Consider the following 15,836-nt stretch of genomic DNA (forward strand, 5'->3'; position numbering starts at 1 on the left):
CGTTTTGAGTTGTTAGTTATCAATTAACTGGCCAAGAAAGTGAGCAAGTATTCTCAATTCTCATAAGCACACTTATCAATCATTCACTGAGTTAATCTATACCAAGTACACATTGACTTGAAAATAACTTTTCAGATTGTATGTCCCTCCTTCAATAGCATCTTTGCTGATTATTCACGCATTTAGCAGCATAATCCTGCACTAATTGCGCAGCTTTTAAACACTGTTTCATATTCGTGACAGTCAGTAACTAATACGCTACAACAAATTTATATCCAAGACATAAAAACACATGAAATGTGTGGTTAAAAACTATATTCTTCGGCGCAATTATTATGATAAATAATGGATATACACACATGACAACATCTCAAGGTGCAACGCTTTCAAATGCACCAGCACAAGACGCACACACGTCTAAGTCAAAATGGAACCTGCACGATACGCAGTGGACACTTAGCCTTTTTGGCACCGCAGTAGGTGCTGGTATTTTATTTTTACCGATTAATATTGGTATTGGTGGTTTTTGGCCACTGATTATTATGGCGTGTTTAGCCTTTCCAATGACCTTTTTAGCGCACCGTGGTTTGGCGCGTTTTGTATTATCATCAAAAAATAAAGAGGCTGATTTTACCGATGTAGTAGAAGAACACTTTGGCGTAAACGCGGGTCGACTAATTTCCTTATTATACTTTTTATCAATTTTTCCTATTTTGCTTATTTACGGTGTGGGTTTAACCAATACCGTAGACAGCTTTATGGTCAATCAGTTAGGGATGGAGTCGCCGTCACGCGTTGCTTTATCGGGTATTCTAGTTGCACTAATGATTGGCTTAATGATGGGCGGTGAACGCTTAATGCTGCGCGCCTTTGCTATTTTAGTTTATCCGTTAGTGGGTATTTTATTCTTTTTGTCTTTGTATTTAATCCCAAGCTGGCAAATGCCCGATACAGCCTTGCCTGAGCTAGGTAGCTTTAGTAAAACACTTTGGTTATCGATTCCTATTATTGTATTTTCGTTTAGCCATGCAGCGGCTATTTCAAGCTTTGTTAATAAGCAACGCAGTCACTATGGTGACCTAGCAACGTCTAAGTCAGAGGCGATTTTAAAGCGTACTAGTTTATTACTGATCACCTTTGTTTTGTTATTTGTGTTCTCATGCGTGTTATCGCTTACCGGTGACCAAATGGCTGAAGCAAAAGCGGCAAACGTCTCTGTTTTATCTTATTTAGCTAATATTACAGAAAACTCATTTATTGCAACGCTGGGGCCTTTGGTTGCCTTTATTGCGATTATGTCGTCGTTTTTAGGTCACTTTTTAGGGGCACGCGAAAGCTTTACTGGGTTAGTGACTAAACACTCAAACATGAGCCCTAAAGTCGCTGACAAAGTGGGTGCGGTACTGATGTTTTTCGCTATTTGGTTCTGCGCGGTTAAAAACCCAAGCATACTAGATATGATGGATCAGTTATCAGGCCCAATCATTGCGATGATTTTATTCATTATGCCAATGATTGCAGTTTACAAAGTGCCTAGCTTACAAAAATACCGTAACCGTTTAAGTACCTTATTTGTACTGGCTGTTGGCTCATTAGCTGTATTTGCGTTACTGTACAGCATGCTTGGCTAAGCAGTATTTATTACAAAAGCCCAGTATTTTGCTGGGCTTTTTTGTGTCTACGGTTTATCGCAAATGATTTGTTTATATTATTGTTTGTGCAATGTTAGCTTATATATTCGTCCAAAAAATAAGCCAGCCATGCAAAATAATAAATACGTTTTTTTACTCACTTTTATACTCATACTATTTAGCCCTGACATTAAAGCTGCTGAGCCCCCTACTATTCTATCAATGAAAGAAAGGGCTGCGTTTATCGATAGCATTACCGAAAAACGTATTAAGACTTTATTACCCACATTAATGCAGCAACACAGTATAGATATGTGGCTAATGATAAGCCGCGAATATAATGAAGACCCGATATTAAAAACCATGCTGCCTGCTACATGGCTCTCGGCAAGGCGCACCACTATTTTATTATTTGCAGTTAACAAACAAGGCGGTGTTGACGCCTTTGCAATTGCACCTTACAAAATAGGGAGTGTTTTTAAAAAGGCCTGGGATAAGCAAGGACAGCCTAATCAGTGGCAAGCGCTCAATACGATTATTGAGCAATACCAACCGCGAAATATTGCTCTCAACACATCTACAGATTGGGCACATGCCGATGGGCTAGTGCTTGGCGATTACACCACTTTAATGGCCAACTTACCTGCGATATATAAAAATAAAATAACCTCAGCCGAGCCGCTGGCTGTTGCATGGTTAGAGCAACGCATTCCAGAAGAAGTGGACATGTACAAACACATTGTTGCTATTGCTCACTCTATTATTGCTGAGGGCTTTTCAAATAAAGTAATTACGGTGGGCAAAACAACCAGCGACGACTTAGTATGGTGGTTTAGAGAGCGCGTAAGGGAGCTTAAGCTGCAAACGTGGTTTCACCCTAGTATTGCAATACAACGCGCCGACAGTAAATCGTTCGACCACGAAGACAGCTTTACCAACGGCTATGCCGATAATGTTATTCAAGCAGGCGACTTATTACATATCGATTTTGGTATTAATTATTTGCGTTTAAATACCGACACTCAACAACACGCTTATGTTTTAAAACCAGACGAAACAAAAGCCCCCGATTACCTTGTTGATGCGTTAAAAAAGGGCAATAAGCTACAAGACATTTTTACAGCTGAATTTACAGCTGGTAAAACTGGTAATCAGGTATTAAAAGCCGCCCGCGAAAAAGCCATTGCACAGGGGTTAAAGCCCACTATTTATACTCACCCGCTTGGCTATCATGGTCATGCAGCTGGCACTACATTAGGTATGTGGGATGCTCAGCAAGGTGTACCGGGAGATGGCGATTACCCGCTGCATTTAAACACGGCATATTCTATTGAGCTTAACAATGCGGTGTTTATAAAACCGTGGAATAAAGAAATAAGAATAATGCTTGAAGAAGATGCTATGTTTGATAAAACCGGTGTGTGGTACCTCAATGGCCGACAAACCCAGTTATTACTTGTTAAGTAGCATTAAACAACACATACAAAAATGGCGCTCAATGAGCGCCATTTTTATTTAATCTAATTGCTATTATTCTGTATCTGGCAGGTTACGGCCATAGAATATTTCTTGCATTTCACGTGTTAGCTTTGAGCGAATCTCTTCTTCTTCGTCATCTGACAAATCATCTGTAGATAAACCAAATAAATAGGTGTTTAAATCGGTTTCTTTTAACATCATTTTGGTATGGAACAGGTTTTCTTGATACACGTTCACGTCCATCATTTGGTACGCTTCTTTGGTATCTTCTGTCATGAAGTTTTGAATCGAATTAATAGCATGGTCAATGTAATGCTTAACGCCGTTTACATCACGGGTAAAACCACGTACGCGGTAATCAATCGTTACCACATCAGACTCAAGACTATGGATTAAGAAGTTTAACGCTTTAAGCGGCGAGATAATGCCACAGGTTGATACTTCAATATCCGCACGGAAAGTACAAATACCATCATCTGGGTGTGCTTCAGGGTATGTATGAACACAAATGTGGCTTTTATCAAGGTGTGCAACCACTGAGTCAGGTAATGGCCCTGGTGCTTCGTCAGCATCATAGTTTTGCTGCTCTTCTACAGGCTCTTCTGAAACTAAAATAGTTACACTGGCACCTTGTGGCTCATAATCTTGACGTGCAACATTTAAAATATTGGCACCAATAATATCAACCACATCACCTAAAATGTCGGTTAGTCTATCTGCACTATACTGCTCATCGATATATTCTATATATTCTTTACGTTGTTGCTCTGTTTTTGCATAGCAAATATCGTAAATACTAAAGCTTAGGCTTTTAGTTAAATTATTAAAGCCATGAAGTTTAAGTTTATCGAAGGGTTTGTTCATATAAACCAACCTATAAATTAGTGAAATCTGCACCTGCAGAATGAAAAGTTCGCGGATTTTATACGAATTTCACTCACGGAAAAAGCGTTATTTTCCCTGATCTTCAACAACTTCATGGCTATGGGTAATTTCTACTGTTTTATCAAGCATTAATGCAACTGAGCAATACTTTTCGGCAGAAAGCGAAACCGCTCGCTCTAGGTGTTTTTCAGATACATTCTTACCAGTTACAACAAAGTGCAAATTAATTTTAGTGAACACGCGCGGGGCTGTTTCTGCTCGTTCAGCAGTTAATTGCACATCAACGGATGAGAAGTCTTGCTTGGTTTTTTTTAAAATACTTACCACATCAACCGATGAACAGCCACCGACAGACATAAGCACCATTTCCATTGGGCTTGGTGCTGCTCCGTCACTACCCGCATCAAATACCACATTATGATTACTATTAGAGCGGCCTATATAGGTATTACCTTCAACCCATTTTACATTTGCTTGCATTGTTTTATCTCATTAGTTTAATTTTGCATTCATTACACGCAGGCTCTCACGCGCATTTAAATTAAATAGCGAATAAAGCGTGGTTTTTAAAGGGGGAAATATTAATTAATAGCGTTATCAAATAAGTTTTTAACTAGTCCAGCAAACTCGTCAATAAAAGCATGCTGTTCTACTGTAACGGTGTGAGAGGTCACACTACTCAGCACTTCTTGTAAATCGTAAACAATACCATCAACCTCACGCACAATTTGACTGCGTTGCTCTGTAGAAAGGTCTGGATGTTGTTGACAAATGCGTATGACATTTTCGGCAATTACATCTTCAATTAACTCAATAACGGTTGGCGCACCTGGCTTTATTTCACCTGGTTTTTCAAACAACGCTAAGTTCTGAGTTAGGTACATTATTAAATCATCGTACCCTTGCCTGTTTAAAACCATCGTTTATTTACCTCAAAAATACTGATTGCTTAATTTAAGCAGAAAGCACTGATAATTGCTAGCTCTGTAAGGTTGCAATACAAAAAAAGCAGCCGAAGCTGCTTTTATACTAATTAAGTCGTACTTAACTAACGTTCAGAGTACTTAATCTATTTTTAAGCCTGGGCTTAATGTTGCTGGCATGGTTACTTTTTCAAGTTCCACAGAAGCAACAGGGTATGCACAGTAATCGGCAGCGTAATAAGCGCTCGCTCTGTGATTACCTGAGGCACCAATACCACCAAACGGCGCAGCACTTGAGGCGCCTGTAATTGGACGGTTCCAGTTAACAATACCCGCACGAATACGACGTAAGAAATGATCGTAATCAGCTTGGTTATCACTTAATAAACCTGCTGATAAACCAAAGCTAGTGTCGTTTGCTTTATCAATTGCTTGGTCAAAGTCATCAAAGCGGAATACTTTTAAAAGTGGACCAAAATGCTCTTCATCTGGGAAGTCATTAATATTAGTACACTCAATAATACCTGGTGTAACAAAACCGGTGTTAGCTGTATGCTCAAGCTCAACTAACACGTCACCACCCATGGCTTTTAACTCGTCTTGCGCTTTAACCATACCAGCAGCAGCGGCCGCTGAGATCATTGAACCCATAAACGGTTGGTCAGCGTCGTCGTAGTTACCAACTTTAATTGCTTTAGTCGCTGTAATTAAGCGCGCTAAAATTTCATCGCCTTTAGCGCCTGTTGGTAAAAACAATTTACGCGCACAGGTACAACGTTGGCCGCTTGAGATAAACGCAGATTGCACAATATCGTGCACTACAGCAAGAGTATCTTCTGCATCTTTAACGATTAGCGGATTATTACCACCCATTTCAAGCGCTAAAATTTTACCTGGTTGACCTGCGAACTGTTCATGTAAAATATGACCCGTACGTGAAGATCCAGTAAAGAATAAACCATCAATGCCTTTGTGTGACGCCAATGCTTTACCTGTTTCTACTTCACCTTGAACTAGGTTAATTACCCCAGCAGGTAAACCGGCTTTTTCCCATAGTTTAAGGGTTAGCTCAGCCACCATAGGTGTAAGTTCAGATGGTTTAAATACCACAGTATTACCGGCTAAAAGTGCAGGTACAATGTGGCCATTTGGTAAGTGCCCAGGGAAGTTGTAAGGACCAAATACAGCAACAACACCATGTGGCTTATGACGGATCATCGCACGACCTTGCGGCATAGCGTTTTCAACATCACCAGTACGGTCTAAAAATGCTTTTTCAGCAATGGCAATTTTACCTACCATGGCGCCCGCTTCAGTACGTGTTTCCCAAAGTGGTTTACCTGTTTCTTGTGCAATAGCAACCGCTAGATCTTCGCTGTGCTCTTTTAATGTTGCAGCAAAGGTTTTTACAATCTCTAAACGCTCGCTAAAGCTTTTATCAGCCCAACTGTAAAATGCTTCACGTGCTGATGCTACAGCGCTATCTACTTGCTCTGCGCTTGCAGCTGATGCCTGCCAAATAACGTCGTTATTTGCAGGATTAACTGAGTTAAATTCTGTGCCTTGGCCTTGCGACCATTGACCATTAATAAATTGTGCAGGATGAGTCATATACTTTCTCCTAAATTAAACTGGGGTAGCAGTAACAAAGTCGCCCGATTTTAAATGTAATGCATCAGCAAGTTCTTGCGTAAGCACAAGGCTGTTTGAACGTGAATCAAATGCCATAGGAACAACGGTTGCTCTAAAGTCTTCAAGCTTATCATTGGCTAGCAATACCATGGTATCACCTGTCATTTCGCCAATTTCAACACTAAAGTTTTGTGCATTACGTACAGTAGCAATGTTATCTACTTTTGCTTCAACGGTTGGGCCTGCATCAAAAATGTCGACGTAACCATTAAAAGTAAAGCCTTCACTTTTTAATAACTGAATAGCTGGGCGCGTATTATCGTGTACTTGACCAATAACCGCTTGCGCTTCTTTACTCAATAAGTTGACGTAAATTGGGTATTTAGGCATTAACTCAGCAATAAACACTTTTTGGCCAATTCCCGTCAGATAATCTGCGGTTGGAAAATCCATTGAGAAAAAGTGCTCTTCAAGCCACTGCCAAAACGGGCTACTGCCGTTTTCGTCAGATACGCCACGCATTTCTGCGATAACGGTTTGTGCAAAGCGTTGCTGGTGCTGTTTTATAAACATAAAGCGTGCTTTTGAAAGCAGCTTACCGTTACAATTTTTACGATAACCGTCTTTTAAAAACAGCGTACACAGCTCTGTAGCCCCAGTGTAGTCATTACAAAGGGTGAGAATATCTACCGCTTTATATACATCTAGCGTGCGCGAAGAGTGAATCACTTTACTCAAATGATAGTGATAAAATGCGTCATCTAAGCCAACTGCCGCTTCAATACCTGAAGTACCAACTACTTCACCAGTTTCAGTATCTTCAAGAACAAATAAGTACCCTTCATCACCAGGTTGTGACGTGGTTTTTGTAAATGAATTAACTGAATGTGCAATCTTCTTTTGTAATAACTCTTCATTATTAGGTAAAGAAGTAAAGCCATGTCCCGACTCGTCGGCAATGGTTACTAAAGCTGCATAATCACTTTTTTGGATTGGGCGAAGGATCATCATGAATCCGCTTACTCCCTTATATATAACGGTAAATAGGAACTGCAGGGCAAACAATGTTTGCCCTTAGAGAAGTTGAATTAGCGATTACGCGTTTACAACGTGGGCTACAGCTTTTTCAAAGCGTGCCATACCTTCGCGAATATCAGCTTCTGGGATTACTAAAGATGGAGTGAAACGAACCACATCAGCACCCGCTACAAGTGACATTAAGCCATGCTCAGTACCTGCAACTAAAAACTCTTTAGCGCGCCCTTTGTACTGCTCATTAACTACGGCACCGATTAATAAACCTTGGCCACGAATTTCACTAAATACATGGTACTTTTCGTTAATCGCATTAAGTAGCTCGGTAAATAACGCCGCTTTTGCTTTAACGCCCGCTAATACTTCTGGCTTGTTCACTGTATCAAATGCGGCTTCTGCAACTGCACAGGCTAGTGGGTTACCGCCGTAAGTAGAACCATGAGTACCTACTTTAAGATGCTGTGCAATCTCAGTGGTTGTTAGCATAGCGCCAATTGGAAAACCGCCACCCAGTGCTTTTGCTGAAGTTAAAATGTCAGGTACTACGTTTAAGCCTTGGTATGCATATAGCTCACCCGTACGACCAACACCTGATTGCACTTCATCAAAAATAAGCAATGCATTGTGCTTAGTACATAAATCACGAACGCCTTGAGCAAATTCGTCAGTTGGTGAGATAATACCGCCTTCGCCTTGAATTGGCTCCATCATTACTGCACAGGTGTTATCGCTAATCAACGCTTCAAATGCGGCAAGGTCATTGTAGTCACAATGAACAATGTCGCCTGGCTTAGGACCAAAACCGTCAGAGTAAGCCGCTTGACCGCCGACAGTAACCGTGAAGAAAGTACGACCGTGGAAACCTTTATTAAAGGCGATAATTTGCGACTTCTCTGCGCCAAATTTATCAAGCGCAAAACGACGCGCTAATTTAAGTGCCGCTTCGTTTGCTTCTGCGCCTGAGTTTGCAAAGTAAACTTTTTCTGCAAAAGTCGCATCAACCATTTTTTTAGCTAAGCGAAGTGCTGGCTCATTGGTCATTACATTTGATAAATGCCAAATTTTTTCGCCCTGCTCTTTTAATGCACCCACTAATGCAGGATGGCAATGGCCAAGACAGTTAACGGCAATACCACCAGCAAAGTCGATAAACTCTCGTCCTTGTTGATCCCATACACGAGAGCCTTCGCCTCGAACTGGAATTACGCTTGAAGGTGCGTAGTTAGGAACCATTACGTGATCAAATAATTCGCGATTGACTGTCATTTTATTTCCTCTTAATTGTGTGCATCACAAAGCAGTAGAATAGGGGTGTGATTATTGTGAATAACCAAATGTGTCGGCAAAAAATAATAGCTGTATATTTGCCTGAAACTACGTTGTGGTTCAATTTTCAGGCGCTCATTATTTCAGAAATTTAGGCTTATGTCTCTTCAAAAACTTTCATGTACCCCTTTAAAATAAAGGGCTTAAGATATTATTTCATAGATAGTGAATAACTATTTGAGAGCTAGTAATGAAGTACATTTACCTTAGTGAGCGCCTCTACAACGAAAAAAGCATAGCGCTTATAAACCAACTGCACATGAATAAGTAGAATTAAAGTGAATGAATAGTCGCAAAAAAATTAACAGATTTAATCGATTTGGAGTGCCAAATTAGTAAAATTACTTGCTTGTAAGGCCTCTAACTCTTTTTTTGTAAACTTATAATAGCTAAACCAGCTTTGTAATTCATCGTCTTCAATAAGCTGGTGCTCTTTTAAGTTTAAGTACTGAGAGTAACAACGCGCCTTTAAAATTACTTGCGATAATGGCAATAAACTATCGCCTTTTTCTATCCCATTTACTAACTGCTGCATTACAGTGTTAAAGGGTAAGTATTTAAATGACATGGTTTCAATCACCTTGGCGCTAACAAGCAGTGATTTTTCATTCAGCAATGTCGTTAAAAATAGCGGGTCAGGTTTAAGCTCCAACAACGCGGTGTGTAGGTTTTTGTCACCTTCTTCACGAGCCCGCTGTATTTTGCGTTGCCATACTTGATCAAACACTTTTAAGTATAAGCGCACTAAGGCAATTTGCCCCACATTCAATAACATGCCTAGGGTAAATGCATGCATGGGGTTTAATCCATTAAGCTGAGCAAGCGTTTGTGCCGCAATAGCACATGACATAGTGCTATCTTTTAACCTGCGCTTTAATAGTGGAAATGGTACTGTGCTATTTGGCATCCAATGGCGCACCGCAAAAGTAGGCACTACCAATTGTAAGTTATCTAAGCCTAAATAACGTAATGCTAACGCTGGGGTATCTACTTTGACTGAGGTGCCTTTACTGCGTTGCTTACGATAAAAAGGTAAATTAACTAAGGTAATCAGCTCTCGTCCAAGCCAGTTTAAATCGTTAATTAGCGGCTCTAAACGACCGACCGATGCCGCGCGTGTTGCAAGAATATCAAGTATCGCGGGCACATTATCATCTATACCAACAGTGTCTTTGATGACTAAATCTATGTCTTCAAGACGTTTGGCCATCACGGTTTCAATAACCGTATGTAATTTTTGACTGGTTTTTGCCTGTAACTTTTGATGTGAAGTACTTTTTTGTTGACGCTTTTGCTGCGCGGCCACTTCCACTTCTAATAAAGTGCGCTTTTTAACGGGTTTACCATCATTAAGGTCTAAGGTATGAATAAAGCCTATTTGCTGATTAGCAAAACTATGACCCAGTAGCAAATCATGCGCTCGTTGGTGTAGCACGTTAACAATTCGCTGTTGCTGCAATGTATCGGTCATAAACTCTATCTTAAGGCAAAAAAGGAAAATAGCTTACAGGTATAAGCCTAGAAGCGCGTTAAAAAGTTATCAAGTAAGGCTAAGCCTTGCTCGGTCAAAATTGCTTCAGGGTGAAACTGCACGCCTTCAAGTGCGAGCTCGTTATGCAACAATCCCATAATTTCATCACGCAGCCCAGTTTTACTTTGTGTCCATGCTGTTACTTCTAGTTCTTTAGGCAATGAGTGTGCTTCAACAATTAAAGAATGGTAGCGGCACACTGTCAGCGGGTTGGGTAAACCTTTAAACATACCTTGATGCTGATGATAAATTGGCGATGTTTTTCCATGCATAACCTGTTTAGCGCGCACCACCTTACCACCTAGCACCTGAGCAATGGTTTGGTGCCCCAAACAAATACCTAATATAGGATAAGTTCCTTTAAATTGCTCTACAACAGATAACGATACTCCCGCTTCACTTGGGCTTTTAGGGCCTGGAGAAATCACAATATGATCGGGGTTTAACTGTTTAATTTCGCTCAGCGTTATTTGGTCGTTACGTTTTACCACCACTTCTTGATCTAATCGTTGAAAATACTGTACCAAATTGTAGGTAAACGAGTCGTAGTTATCGATCATTAAAAGCATGTATTAAAGTACTCAAAGTAATTAGGCGGATGGTTATTGCAGGCATATTCTAACTGAAGGCTTTGCAGGTGTCAGTGTTTTGCAGCCCAGCAAATACAAATAGCTCGCTTACAATCAGCAATGGTTGATTTATTTTAAATCAGCCCAAGCTCTATTATATGAGTAATTCAGTAGTTACAAACTGTCTATCAGTAAAGTGACCTGCATTATCCAAAAGCGCATTAAATACGTATAAACAAGGAGTAACCTATGTTAGGCGAAGACCATTCATTAACTAAAGACTTTCCTGATTACACGCAAACAATTGCAAAACTCAATGCAAATGATGAAAACTTTGCTACTAAAGCAAAACAATACAATGAAATCGATAAAGAAATTCGGGTACTTGAACTACAAGACTCACCTATCGATGACGAAGCTATGCAGCAGCTAAAGCACGACAGAATGGTATTAAAAGATTGGTTACATCAACAATTAACGAGTACTAATTAATCACTATTGCTTGGCGTCTATTAAATAATAGGCGCCAAAATTTAATTATCATTTCCCTCTCCTACCCTCTGCGAATCTATAATTTTAACCATTATGGTGCAAAAACATTGCTATTCGTTTAGCTTAAAGACAAGCTACCTTTATCTAAATTAAACAACGTTATTTTTTATGGCTAAATACTTACTCTCGATTGATCAAGGAACGACAAGCTCTCGGGCTATTTTATATAGCAAAGATGCACAGGTGATAGGGAGTGCTCAACAAACCTTCCCTCAGCATTTTGTAAAAAATGGTTGGGTTGAACACGACCCTGTAGATATTTGGCAAACTGTATTAACCAGCGTCAAAAACCTCTTAGCGCAGCAACAAGTAACTGCCGCCGACATAATTGCCATCGGCATTGCTAATCAGCGAGAAACTACTTTAGTGTGGAATAAAAAAACTGGGCAACCTATATATAACGCGATTGTATGGCAAGACCGACGCACTAGTGAATATTGCGATAGTTTACGCCATGCTGGGCATACAAAAATGGTGAATGATAAAACCGGTTTAGTACTCGACCCTTATTTTTCTGCAACCAAAGTTCGTTGGATTTTAGATAACGTCACCGGCGCTAAAGAGCAAGCACACGCAGATGAACTAGCATTTGGCACGGTAGATACCTACTTATTGTGGCAATTAACCGACGGTAAAGTGCACAAAACCGATGCCACTAATGCCTCACGAACTTTACTGTTTAATATTCATCAACAATGCTGGGATGAAGAATTACTGGCTTTATTTGATATTCCACTGGCTATGTTACCTGAGGTAATGGACTCAGCGGCTGATTTTGGGGTAACAAGCAGCGAGTTGTTCGGTAGTGAAGTTCCTATTTGTGGTATTGCAGGCGATCAGCAAGCGGCTTTAATTGGTCAAGCATGTTTTGAAGAAGGTATGGCAAAAAGCACCTACGGCACGGGCTGTTTTTTAATGCTTAACACTGGCGATAAAGCACTAAAATCAAGTAATCGTTTATTAACCACTCTTGCATATCGGCTCAACGGCAAACCAACCTATGCGATTGAAGGCAGTATTTTTATGGCGGGTGCCACCATGCAGTGGATTGTAGAAGGCCTAAAGCTATTAGAAAACGCAGGTGAAAGTGAAGCCCTTGTCAAAGATGTTCCCTTAGATCATGGGGTGTTTTTAGTCCCCTCGTTTACCGGCTTAGGGGCGCCCTATTGGGATGCAAATGCAAGAGGCGCTATTTTAGGCCTAACTCGAGACTCAGGCATTAGCACTATTGTGGCTGCGGCCTTGCAGTCGGTGGGTTATCAAACCAAAGATTTACAAAAAGCCATGGAGGGTGACGGACTTCGCCCCAGTATTTTAAGGGTTGATGGCGGCATGGCAAACAATAATTGGGCCATGGCATTTTTAGCTAACATTTTAGGCGCAAGCGTTGAACGCCCAACCTTAACCGAAACCACTTCATTGGGGGTTGCCTACTTAGCAGGGCTGCAAACTGGGGTGTATGAATCAACTGCGCAGCTTGCCAACATGTGGAAAAGCGATCGTCGCTTTGAACCAACCATGAGCAGTGAAGAGCGCAACGATTTATACGCAAAGTGGCTACATTGCATTGCACAAGTTAGACTTTCTAATAGTACTGACGACGAGAGTGACTAAACACAGGGAAATCTATGAGCGCACACGACAACGAATATGACTTACTCATTATTGGCGGTGGTATTAACGGCGCTGGCATTGCAGCCGATGCTAGTGGTCGTGGCTTAAAAGTACTCTTATGTGAGCAGAACGATTTAGCCTCTGCTACCTCTTCTAATAGCAGCAAACTTATTCATGGCGGGCTTCGCTATTTAGAGAATTATCAATTTAGATTGGTAAGAGAGGCCTTGCGTGAGCGTGAAGTACTGTTAAAAAAAGCACCGCATATTATGTGGCCACTGTCTTTTCGACTGCCGCACCAAGCACATTTGCGTTCGCCATGGATGATTCGCATGGGGTTATTTATTTATGACCATCTAGCCTGGCGTAATACTTTACCCCCTTCAAAGGCGATTGAGTTTAACAGCGATAGCGTACTTAAAAGCAGCATCACCCAAGGCTTTGAATACGCAGACGGCTGGGTTGATGACGCGCGCTTAGTGATTTTAAACGCACAAGCAGCGCATAACTTGGGCGCCACCATTGCAACACGCACGCGCTGTATTAAAGCCACCCGTAACGCAAACTATTGGGATGTAATTTTAGAGCAGCAAGCTAGCAAGCAACACCTAAATATTAAGGCTAAAAGTGTTGTAAATGCTGCAGGCCCTTGGGTCGCGTCATTATTTGAAGATGTATTTACCCAGCCCACACCACATACTGTTCGCCTTGTAAAAGGCAGTCACATTGTGGTGCCTCGAGTTCATAGCCAGCCGGTTGCCTATATTTTACAAAACGAGGATAACCGTATTGTATTTGTTATTCCTTATGAGCAAGATTACTCACTAATTGGCACCACTGATGAAGATTATTCCGGCGATATTGCTGATGTAAAAATTAGTGAGCAAGAAATCGAATACCTGATCAGTATTACTAATCATTACTTTAAAAAGCCAATAAGCAAAGCGGATATTGTGCACACGTTTAGTGGCGTGCGCCCGCTGTTAGATGACAAATCAACAGATGCTCAAGCGGTCACCCGCGATTACAAACTGATATTAAATAATGAAGCTGATCACGCCCCATTATTAAGCGTATTTGGTGGTAAAATTACCACCTATAGAAAGCTTGCAGAAAATGCCGTTAATAAATTAGCGCCTCTTTACCCAAAATTGAGTCGCTCGTGGACGAAAGACACTCCTTTACCAGGTGGCGACTTTAGTAACCAAGCATACCTTATCGCACAGTTAGAAAGCAGCTATTCTTGGCTGCCAATCGACACATTAAAACGTATGGCTCGCAGCTATGGCACGCTTAGCTATCAATTATTGGGTAAAAGCCAAGCAATCGGCGATTTAGGTTATCACTTTGGCCATGGCTTATATGCAAAAGAAGTTGATTACTTAGTAAACCATGAATGGGCAAAAAGCAGCGCAGATATATTGTGGCGCAGAACTAAGCTCGGACTACGCTTTACTGAAAAACAAGTCATTGCTCTGGCGCAATATTTAACTAAACATCCTGCTTGCCACAACTAAACTGCGATTAACTCGTTGCAACAAGGTGCTGTGTTAATGCGGCTTTTTCATCAGCCGAAAGCGTTTGCTTTGTTTTGCTGGCAAAGTCGTATCGCACCATGACAGTTTTACCAATTGCACAGCACTTATCTTGCTGCCAGGCTTCTTGGCGGATCACAAATGAGCTATTACCAATCTGCTCTATGCTGGTGTTAATTGTCACCTCATGAGCATAAAATAGCTCGCCGACAAACGACACTTCAACCTTAGCAATAATTAACTTCCAATTGTGAGGATTAAGATCAGGGGTAAAAAATTTAAAAATAGGTACTCGGGCTGCTTCAAACCAAACTGGGAGTACGGTATTGTTGATGTGTCCGAGTGCATCCGTTTCGCTAAAGCGCGGCATCACTTTTTCAGTAAACATAATAATCCATAATAATTAAACAGGTAACTCATGACGGACTTTATCCGCGTGTATGACAACGCGCTCAGCAGTGACTTTTGTGATAACTTTATCACTACCTTTTCTCAAAGCCCGCATATTAAACAAGGGATGACATCGGGCGGCGTTGATCTTAATAAAAAAGATAGCCACGACCTGCACTTAAACAATCATCCTGAATACGCAGAACAATTAAAACATATTCAACAAACCACTGCACAGTATGTTTTTAAATACATTGAAGAACATATTTTTATGATGATTGGGGCATTTGGCTTAAAAGTGTATCACCCAAAAACAGGCCAGCCGGTAGATTTGACTCATGCCAATTATGACGAAGTAGGTAAACCACAACTTCCTTTATTGGTGCAGCAAATTTTTAGGCTCGGTAATATTCAAGCACAAAAATATGAGGTCAATAAAGGGGGCTATCCGTATTGGCATAGTGAGGTGTATCCGCAGTTACAACATAATGAAGCCCTGCACCGGGTATTGTTATTTATGTTTTATTTAAATGATGTTGAAGAAGGCGGAGAAACCGAGTTTTATTATCAAAATCGTAAAATAACCCCTAAAAAAGGCAGCATGGTGGTTGCTCCAGGATATTTCACGCATACACATAGAGGCAATAAGCCAGTATCAAATGATAAGTATATTTTAACCTCATGGGTTTTGTTTAATCGAGCAGAGCAAATATATGGAACGCCACAAAGCTAGG

General features: G+C 40.8%; 15 protein-coding genes. 6 read left to right on the forward strand and 9 right to left on the reverse strand.

Features of this window, described 5'->3' with window-relative positions:
• Window positions 1-359 precede the first annotated feature (359 nt).
• Together ACZ5WS_RS02365 and ACZ5WS_RS02370 are read left to right on the forward strand one after the other, a co-directional pair.
• Window positions 360-1,631 carry an aromatic amino acid transport family protein gene (locus ACZ5WS_RS02365; RefSeq protein WP_138570120.1) on the forward strand — a complete coding sequence of 424 codons (1,272 nt, stop codon included), beginning with the start codon at window positions 360-362 and terminating at the stop codon, window positions 1,629-1,631.
• Window positions 1,632-1,760: 129 nt separating this feature from the next.
• Window positions 1,761-3,098, forward strand: a complete 1,338-nt coding sequence (locus ACZ5WS_RS02370) for a M24 family metallopeptidase (RefSeq protein ID WP_464710456.1) — start codon at window positions 1,761-1,763, stop codon at window positions 3,096-3,098.
• Window positions 3,099-3,161: 63 nt separating this feature from the next.
• Here ACZ5WS_RS02370 and speD read toward each other — a convergent pair whose 3' ends face one another.
• From speD to ACZ5WS_RS02410, 8 genes are all read right to left on the reverse strand, one after another.
• On the reverse strand, window positions 3,162-3,974 hold the full coding sequence (gene speD, locus ACZ5WS_RS02375) for an adenosylmethionine decarboxylase (protein WP_010392088.1): 813 nt from the start codon (window positions 3,972-3,974) through the stop codon (window positions 3,162-3,164).
• Window positions 3,975-4,061: 87 nt separating this feature from the next.
• The gene (locus tag ACZ5WS_RS02380; RefSeq protein ID WP_138606675.1) at window positions 4,062-4,475 is read right to left on the reverse strand and encodes an OsmC family protein; all 414 of its coding nucleotides are present in this window, start codon (window positions 4,473-4,475) and stop codon (window positions 4,062-4,064) included.
• 101 nt (window positions 4,476-4,576) lie between these two features.
• Window positions 4,577-4,915, reverse strand: a complete 339-nt coding sequence (locus ACZ5WS_RS02385) for a DUF3802 family protein (protein WP_010392083.1) — start codon at window positions 4,913-4,915, stop codon at window positions 4,577-4,579.
• Window positions 4,916-5,059: 144 nt separating this feature from the next.
• Window positions 5,060-6,529 (reverse strand): succinylglutamate-semialdehyde dehydrogenase, encoded by a 1,470-nt coding sequence (astD, locus tag ACZ5WS_RS02390; RefSeq protein ID WP_464710463.1) that lies wholly within the window; start codon window positions 6,527-6,529, stop codon window positions 5,060-5,062.
• 15 nt (window positions 6,530-6,544) lie between these two features.
• Complete coding sequence (gene astA, locus ACZ5WS_RS02395) at window positions 6,545-7,561, reverse strand: arginine N-succinyltransferase (RefSeq protein WP_055012478.1); 1,017 nt, start codon at window positions 7,559-7,561, stop codon at window positions 6,545-6,547.
• A gap of 84 nt (window positions 7,562-7,645) precedes the next feature.
• On the reverse strand, window positions 7,646-8,851 hold the full coding sequence (locus ACZ5WS_RS02400) for an aspartate aminotransferase family protein (protein WP_464710466.1): 1,206 nt from the start codon (window positions 8,849-8,851) through the stop codon (window positions 7,646-7,648).
• A 370-nt stretch (window positions 8,852-9,221) separates the two neighbouring features.
• The gene (locus ACZ5WS_RS02405; protein ID WP_464710470.1) at window positions 9,222-10,382 is read right to left on the reverse strand and encodes an HDOD domain-containing protein; all 1,161 of its coding nucleotides are present in this window, start codon (window positions 10,380-10,382) and stop codon (window positions 9,222-9,224) included.
• 47 nt (window positions 10,383-10,429) lie between these two features.
• A complete protein-coding gene (locus ACZ5WS_RS02410) occupies window positions 10,430-11,011 on the reverse strand; it encodes an anthranilate synthase component II (RefSeq protein ID WP_109875692.1) in 582 nt (193 codons plus the stop codon).
• A 249-nt stretch (window positions 11,012-11,260) separates the two neighbouring features.
• Here ACZ5WS_RS02410 and ACZ5WS_RS02415 point away from each other — a divergent pair, with 249 nt between their 5' ends.
• From ACZ5WS_RS02415 to glpD, 3 genes are all read left to right on the forward strand, one after another.
• Window positions 11,261-11,503: a YdcH family protein gene (locus tag ACZ5WS_RS02415; RefSeq protein ID WP_054202764.1), complete on the forward strand. Its 243-nt coding sequence runs from the start codon at window positions 11,261-11,263 to the stop codon at window positions 11,501-11,503.
• A 168-nt stretch (window positions 11,504-11,671) separates the two neighbouring features.
• The gene (glpK, locus tag ACZ5WS_RS02420; protein WP_464710473.1) at window positions 11,672-13,177 is read left to right on the forward strand and encodes a glycerol kinase GlpK; all 1,506 of its coding nucleotides are present in this window, start codon (window positions 11,672-11,674) and stop codon (window positions 13,175-13,177) included.
• Window positions 13,178-13,191: 14 nt separating this feature from the next.
• Window positions 13,192-14,694, forward strand: a complete 1,503-nt coding sequence (gene glpD, locus ACZ5WS_RS02425) for a glycerol-3-phosphate dehydrogenase (RefSeq protein WP_464710474.1) — start codon at window positions 13,192-13,194, stop codon at window positions 14,692-14,694.
• A gap of 7 nt (window positions 14,695-14,701) precedes the next feature.
• Here glpD and ACZ5WS_RS02430 read toward each other — a convergent pair whose 3' ends face one another.
• Window positions 14,702-15,100: an acyl-CoA thioesterase gene (locus ACZ5WS_RS02430; protein ID WP_055012471.1), complete on the reverse strand. Its 399-nt coding sequence runs from the start codon at window positions 15,098-15,100 to the stop codon at window positions 14,702-14,704.
• A 30-nt stretch (window positions 15,101-15,130) separates the two neighbouring features.
• Here ACZ5WS_RS02430 and ACZ5WS_RS02435 point away from each other — a divergent pair, with 30 nt between their 5' ends.
• The gene (locus tag ACZ5WS_RS02435; protein ID WP_138606689.1) at window positions 15,131-15,835 is read left to right on the forward strand and encodes a 2OG-Fe(II) oxygenase; all 705 of its coding nucleotides are present in this window, start codon (window positions 15,131-15,133) and stop codon (window positions 15,833-15,835) included.
• Window position 15,836 lies beyond the last annotated feature (1 nt).

The organism is Pseudoalteromonas sp. 11L1 (assembly GCF_055397545.1).

What these genes read in the sequence shown, in the direction of transcription:
- ACZ5WS_RS02365 (WP_138570120.1), top strand. Translation starts at nt 360, where the DNA reads ATGACAACATCTCAAGGTGCAACGCTTTCAAATGCACCAGCACAAGAC.
- ACZ5WS_RS02370 (WP_464710456.1), top strand. Translation starts at nt 1,761, where the DNA reads ATGCAAAATAATAAATACGTTTTTTTACTCACTTTTATACTCATACTA.
- speD (WP_010392088.1), bottom strand. Translation starts at nt 3,974, where the DNA reads ATGAACAAACCCTTCGATAAACTTAAACTTCATGGCTTTAATAATTTA.
- ACZ5WS_RS02380 (WP_138606675.1), bottom strand. Translation starts at nt 4,475, where the DNA reads ATGCAAGCAAATGTAAAATGGGTTGAAGGTAATACCTATATAGGCCGC.
- ACZ5WS_RS02385 (WP_010392083.1), bottom strand. Translation starts at nt 4,915, where the DNA reads ATGGTTTTAAACAGGCAAGGGTACGATGATTTAATAATGTACCTAACT.
- astD (WP_464710463.1), bottom strand. Translation starts at nt 6,529, where the DNA reads ATGACTCATCCTGCACAATTTATTAATGGTCAATGGTCGCAAGGCCAA.
- astA (WP_055012478.1), bottom strand. Translation starts at nt 7,561, where the DNA reads ATGATGATCCTTCGCCCAATCCAAAAAAGTGATTATGCAGCTTTAGTA.
- ACZ5WS_RS02400 (WP_464710466.1), bottom strand. Translation starts at nt 8,851, where the DNA reads ATGACAGTCAATCGCGAATTATTTGATCACGTAATGGTTCCTAACTAC.
- ACZ5WS_RS02405 (WP_464710470.1), bottom strand. Translation starts at nt 10,382, where the DNA reads ATGACCGATACATTGCAGCAACAGCGAATTGTTAACGTGCTACACCAA.
- ACZ5WS_RS02410 (WP_109875692.1), bottom strand. Translation starts at nt 11,011, where the DNA reads ATGCTTTTAATGATCGATAACTACGACTCGTTTACCTACAATTTGGTA.
- ACZ5WS_RS02415 (WP_054202764.1), top strand. Translation starts at nt 11,261, where the DNA reads ATGTTAGGCGAAGACCATTCATTAACTAAAGACTTTCCTGATTACACG.
- glpK (WP_464710473.1), top strand. Translation starts at nt 11,672, where the DNA reads ATGGCTAAATACTTACTCTCGATTGATCAAGGAACGACAAGCTCTCGG.
- glpD (WP_464710474.1), top strand. Translation starts at nt 13,192, where the DNA reads ATGAGCGCACACGACAACGAATATGACTTACTCATTATTGGCGGTGGT.
- ACZ5WS_RS02430 (WP_055012471.1), bottom strand. Translation starts at nt 15,100, where the DNA reads ATGTTTACTGAAAAAGTGATGCCGCGCTTTAGCGAAACGGATGCACTC.
- ACZ5WS_RS02435 (WP_138606689.1), top strand. Translation starts at nt 15,131, where the DNA reads ATGACGGACTTTATCCGCGTGTATGACAACGCGCTCAGCAGTGACTTT.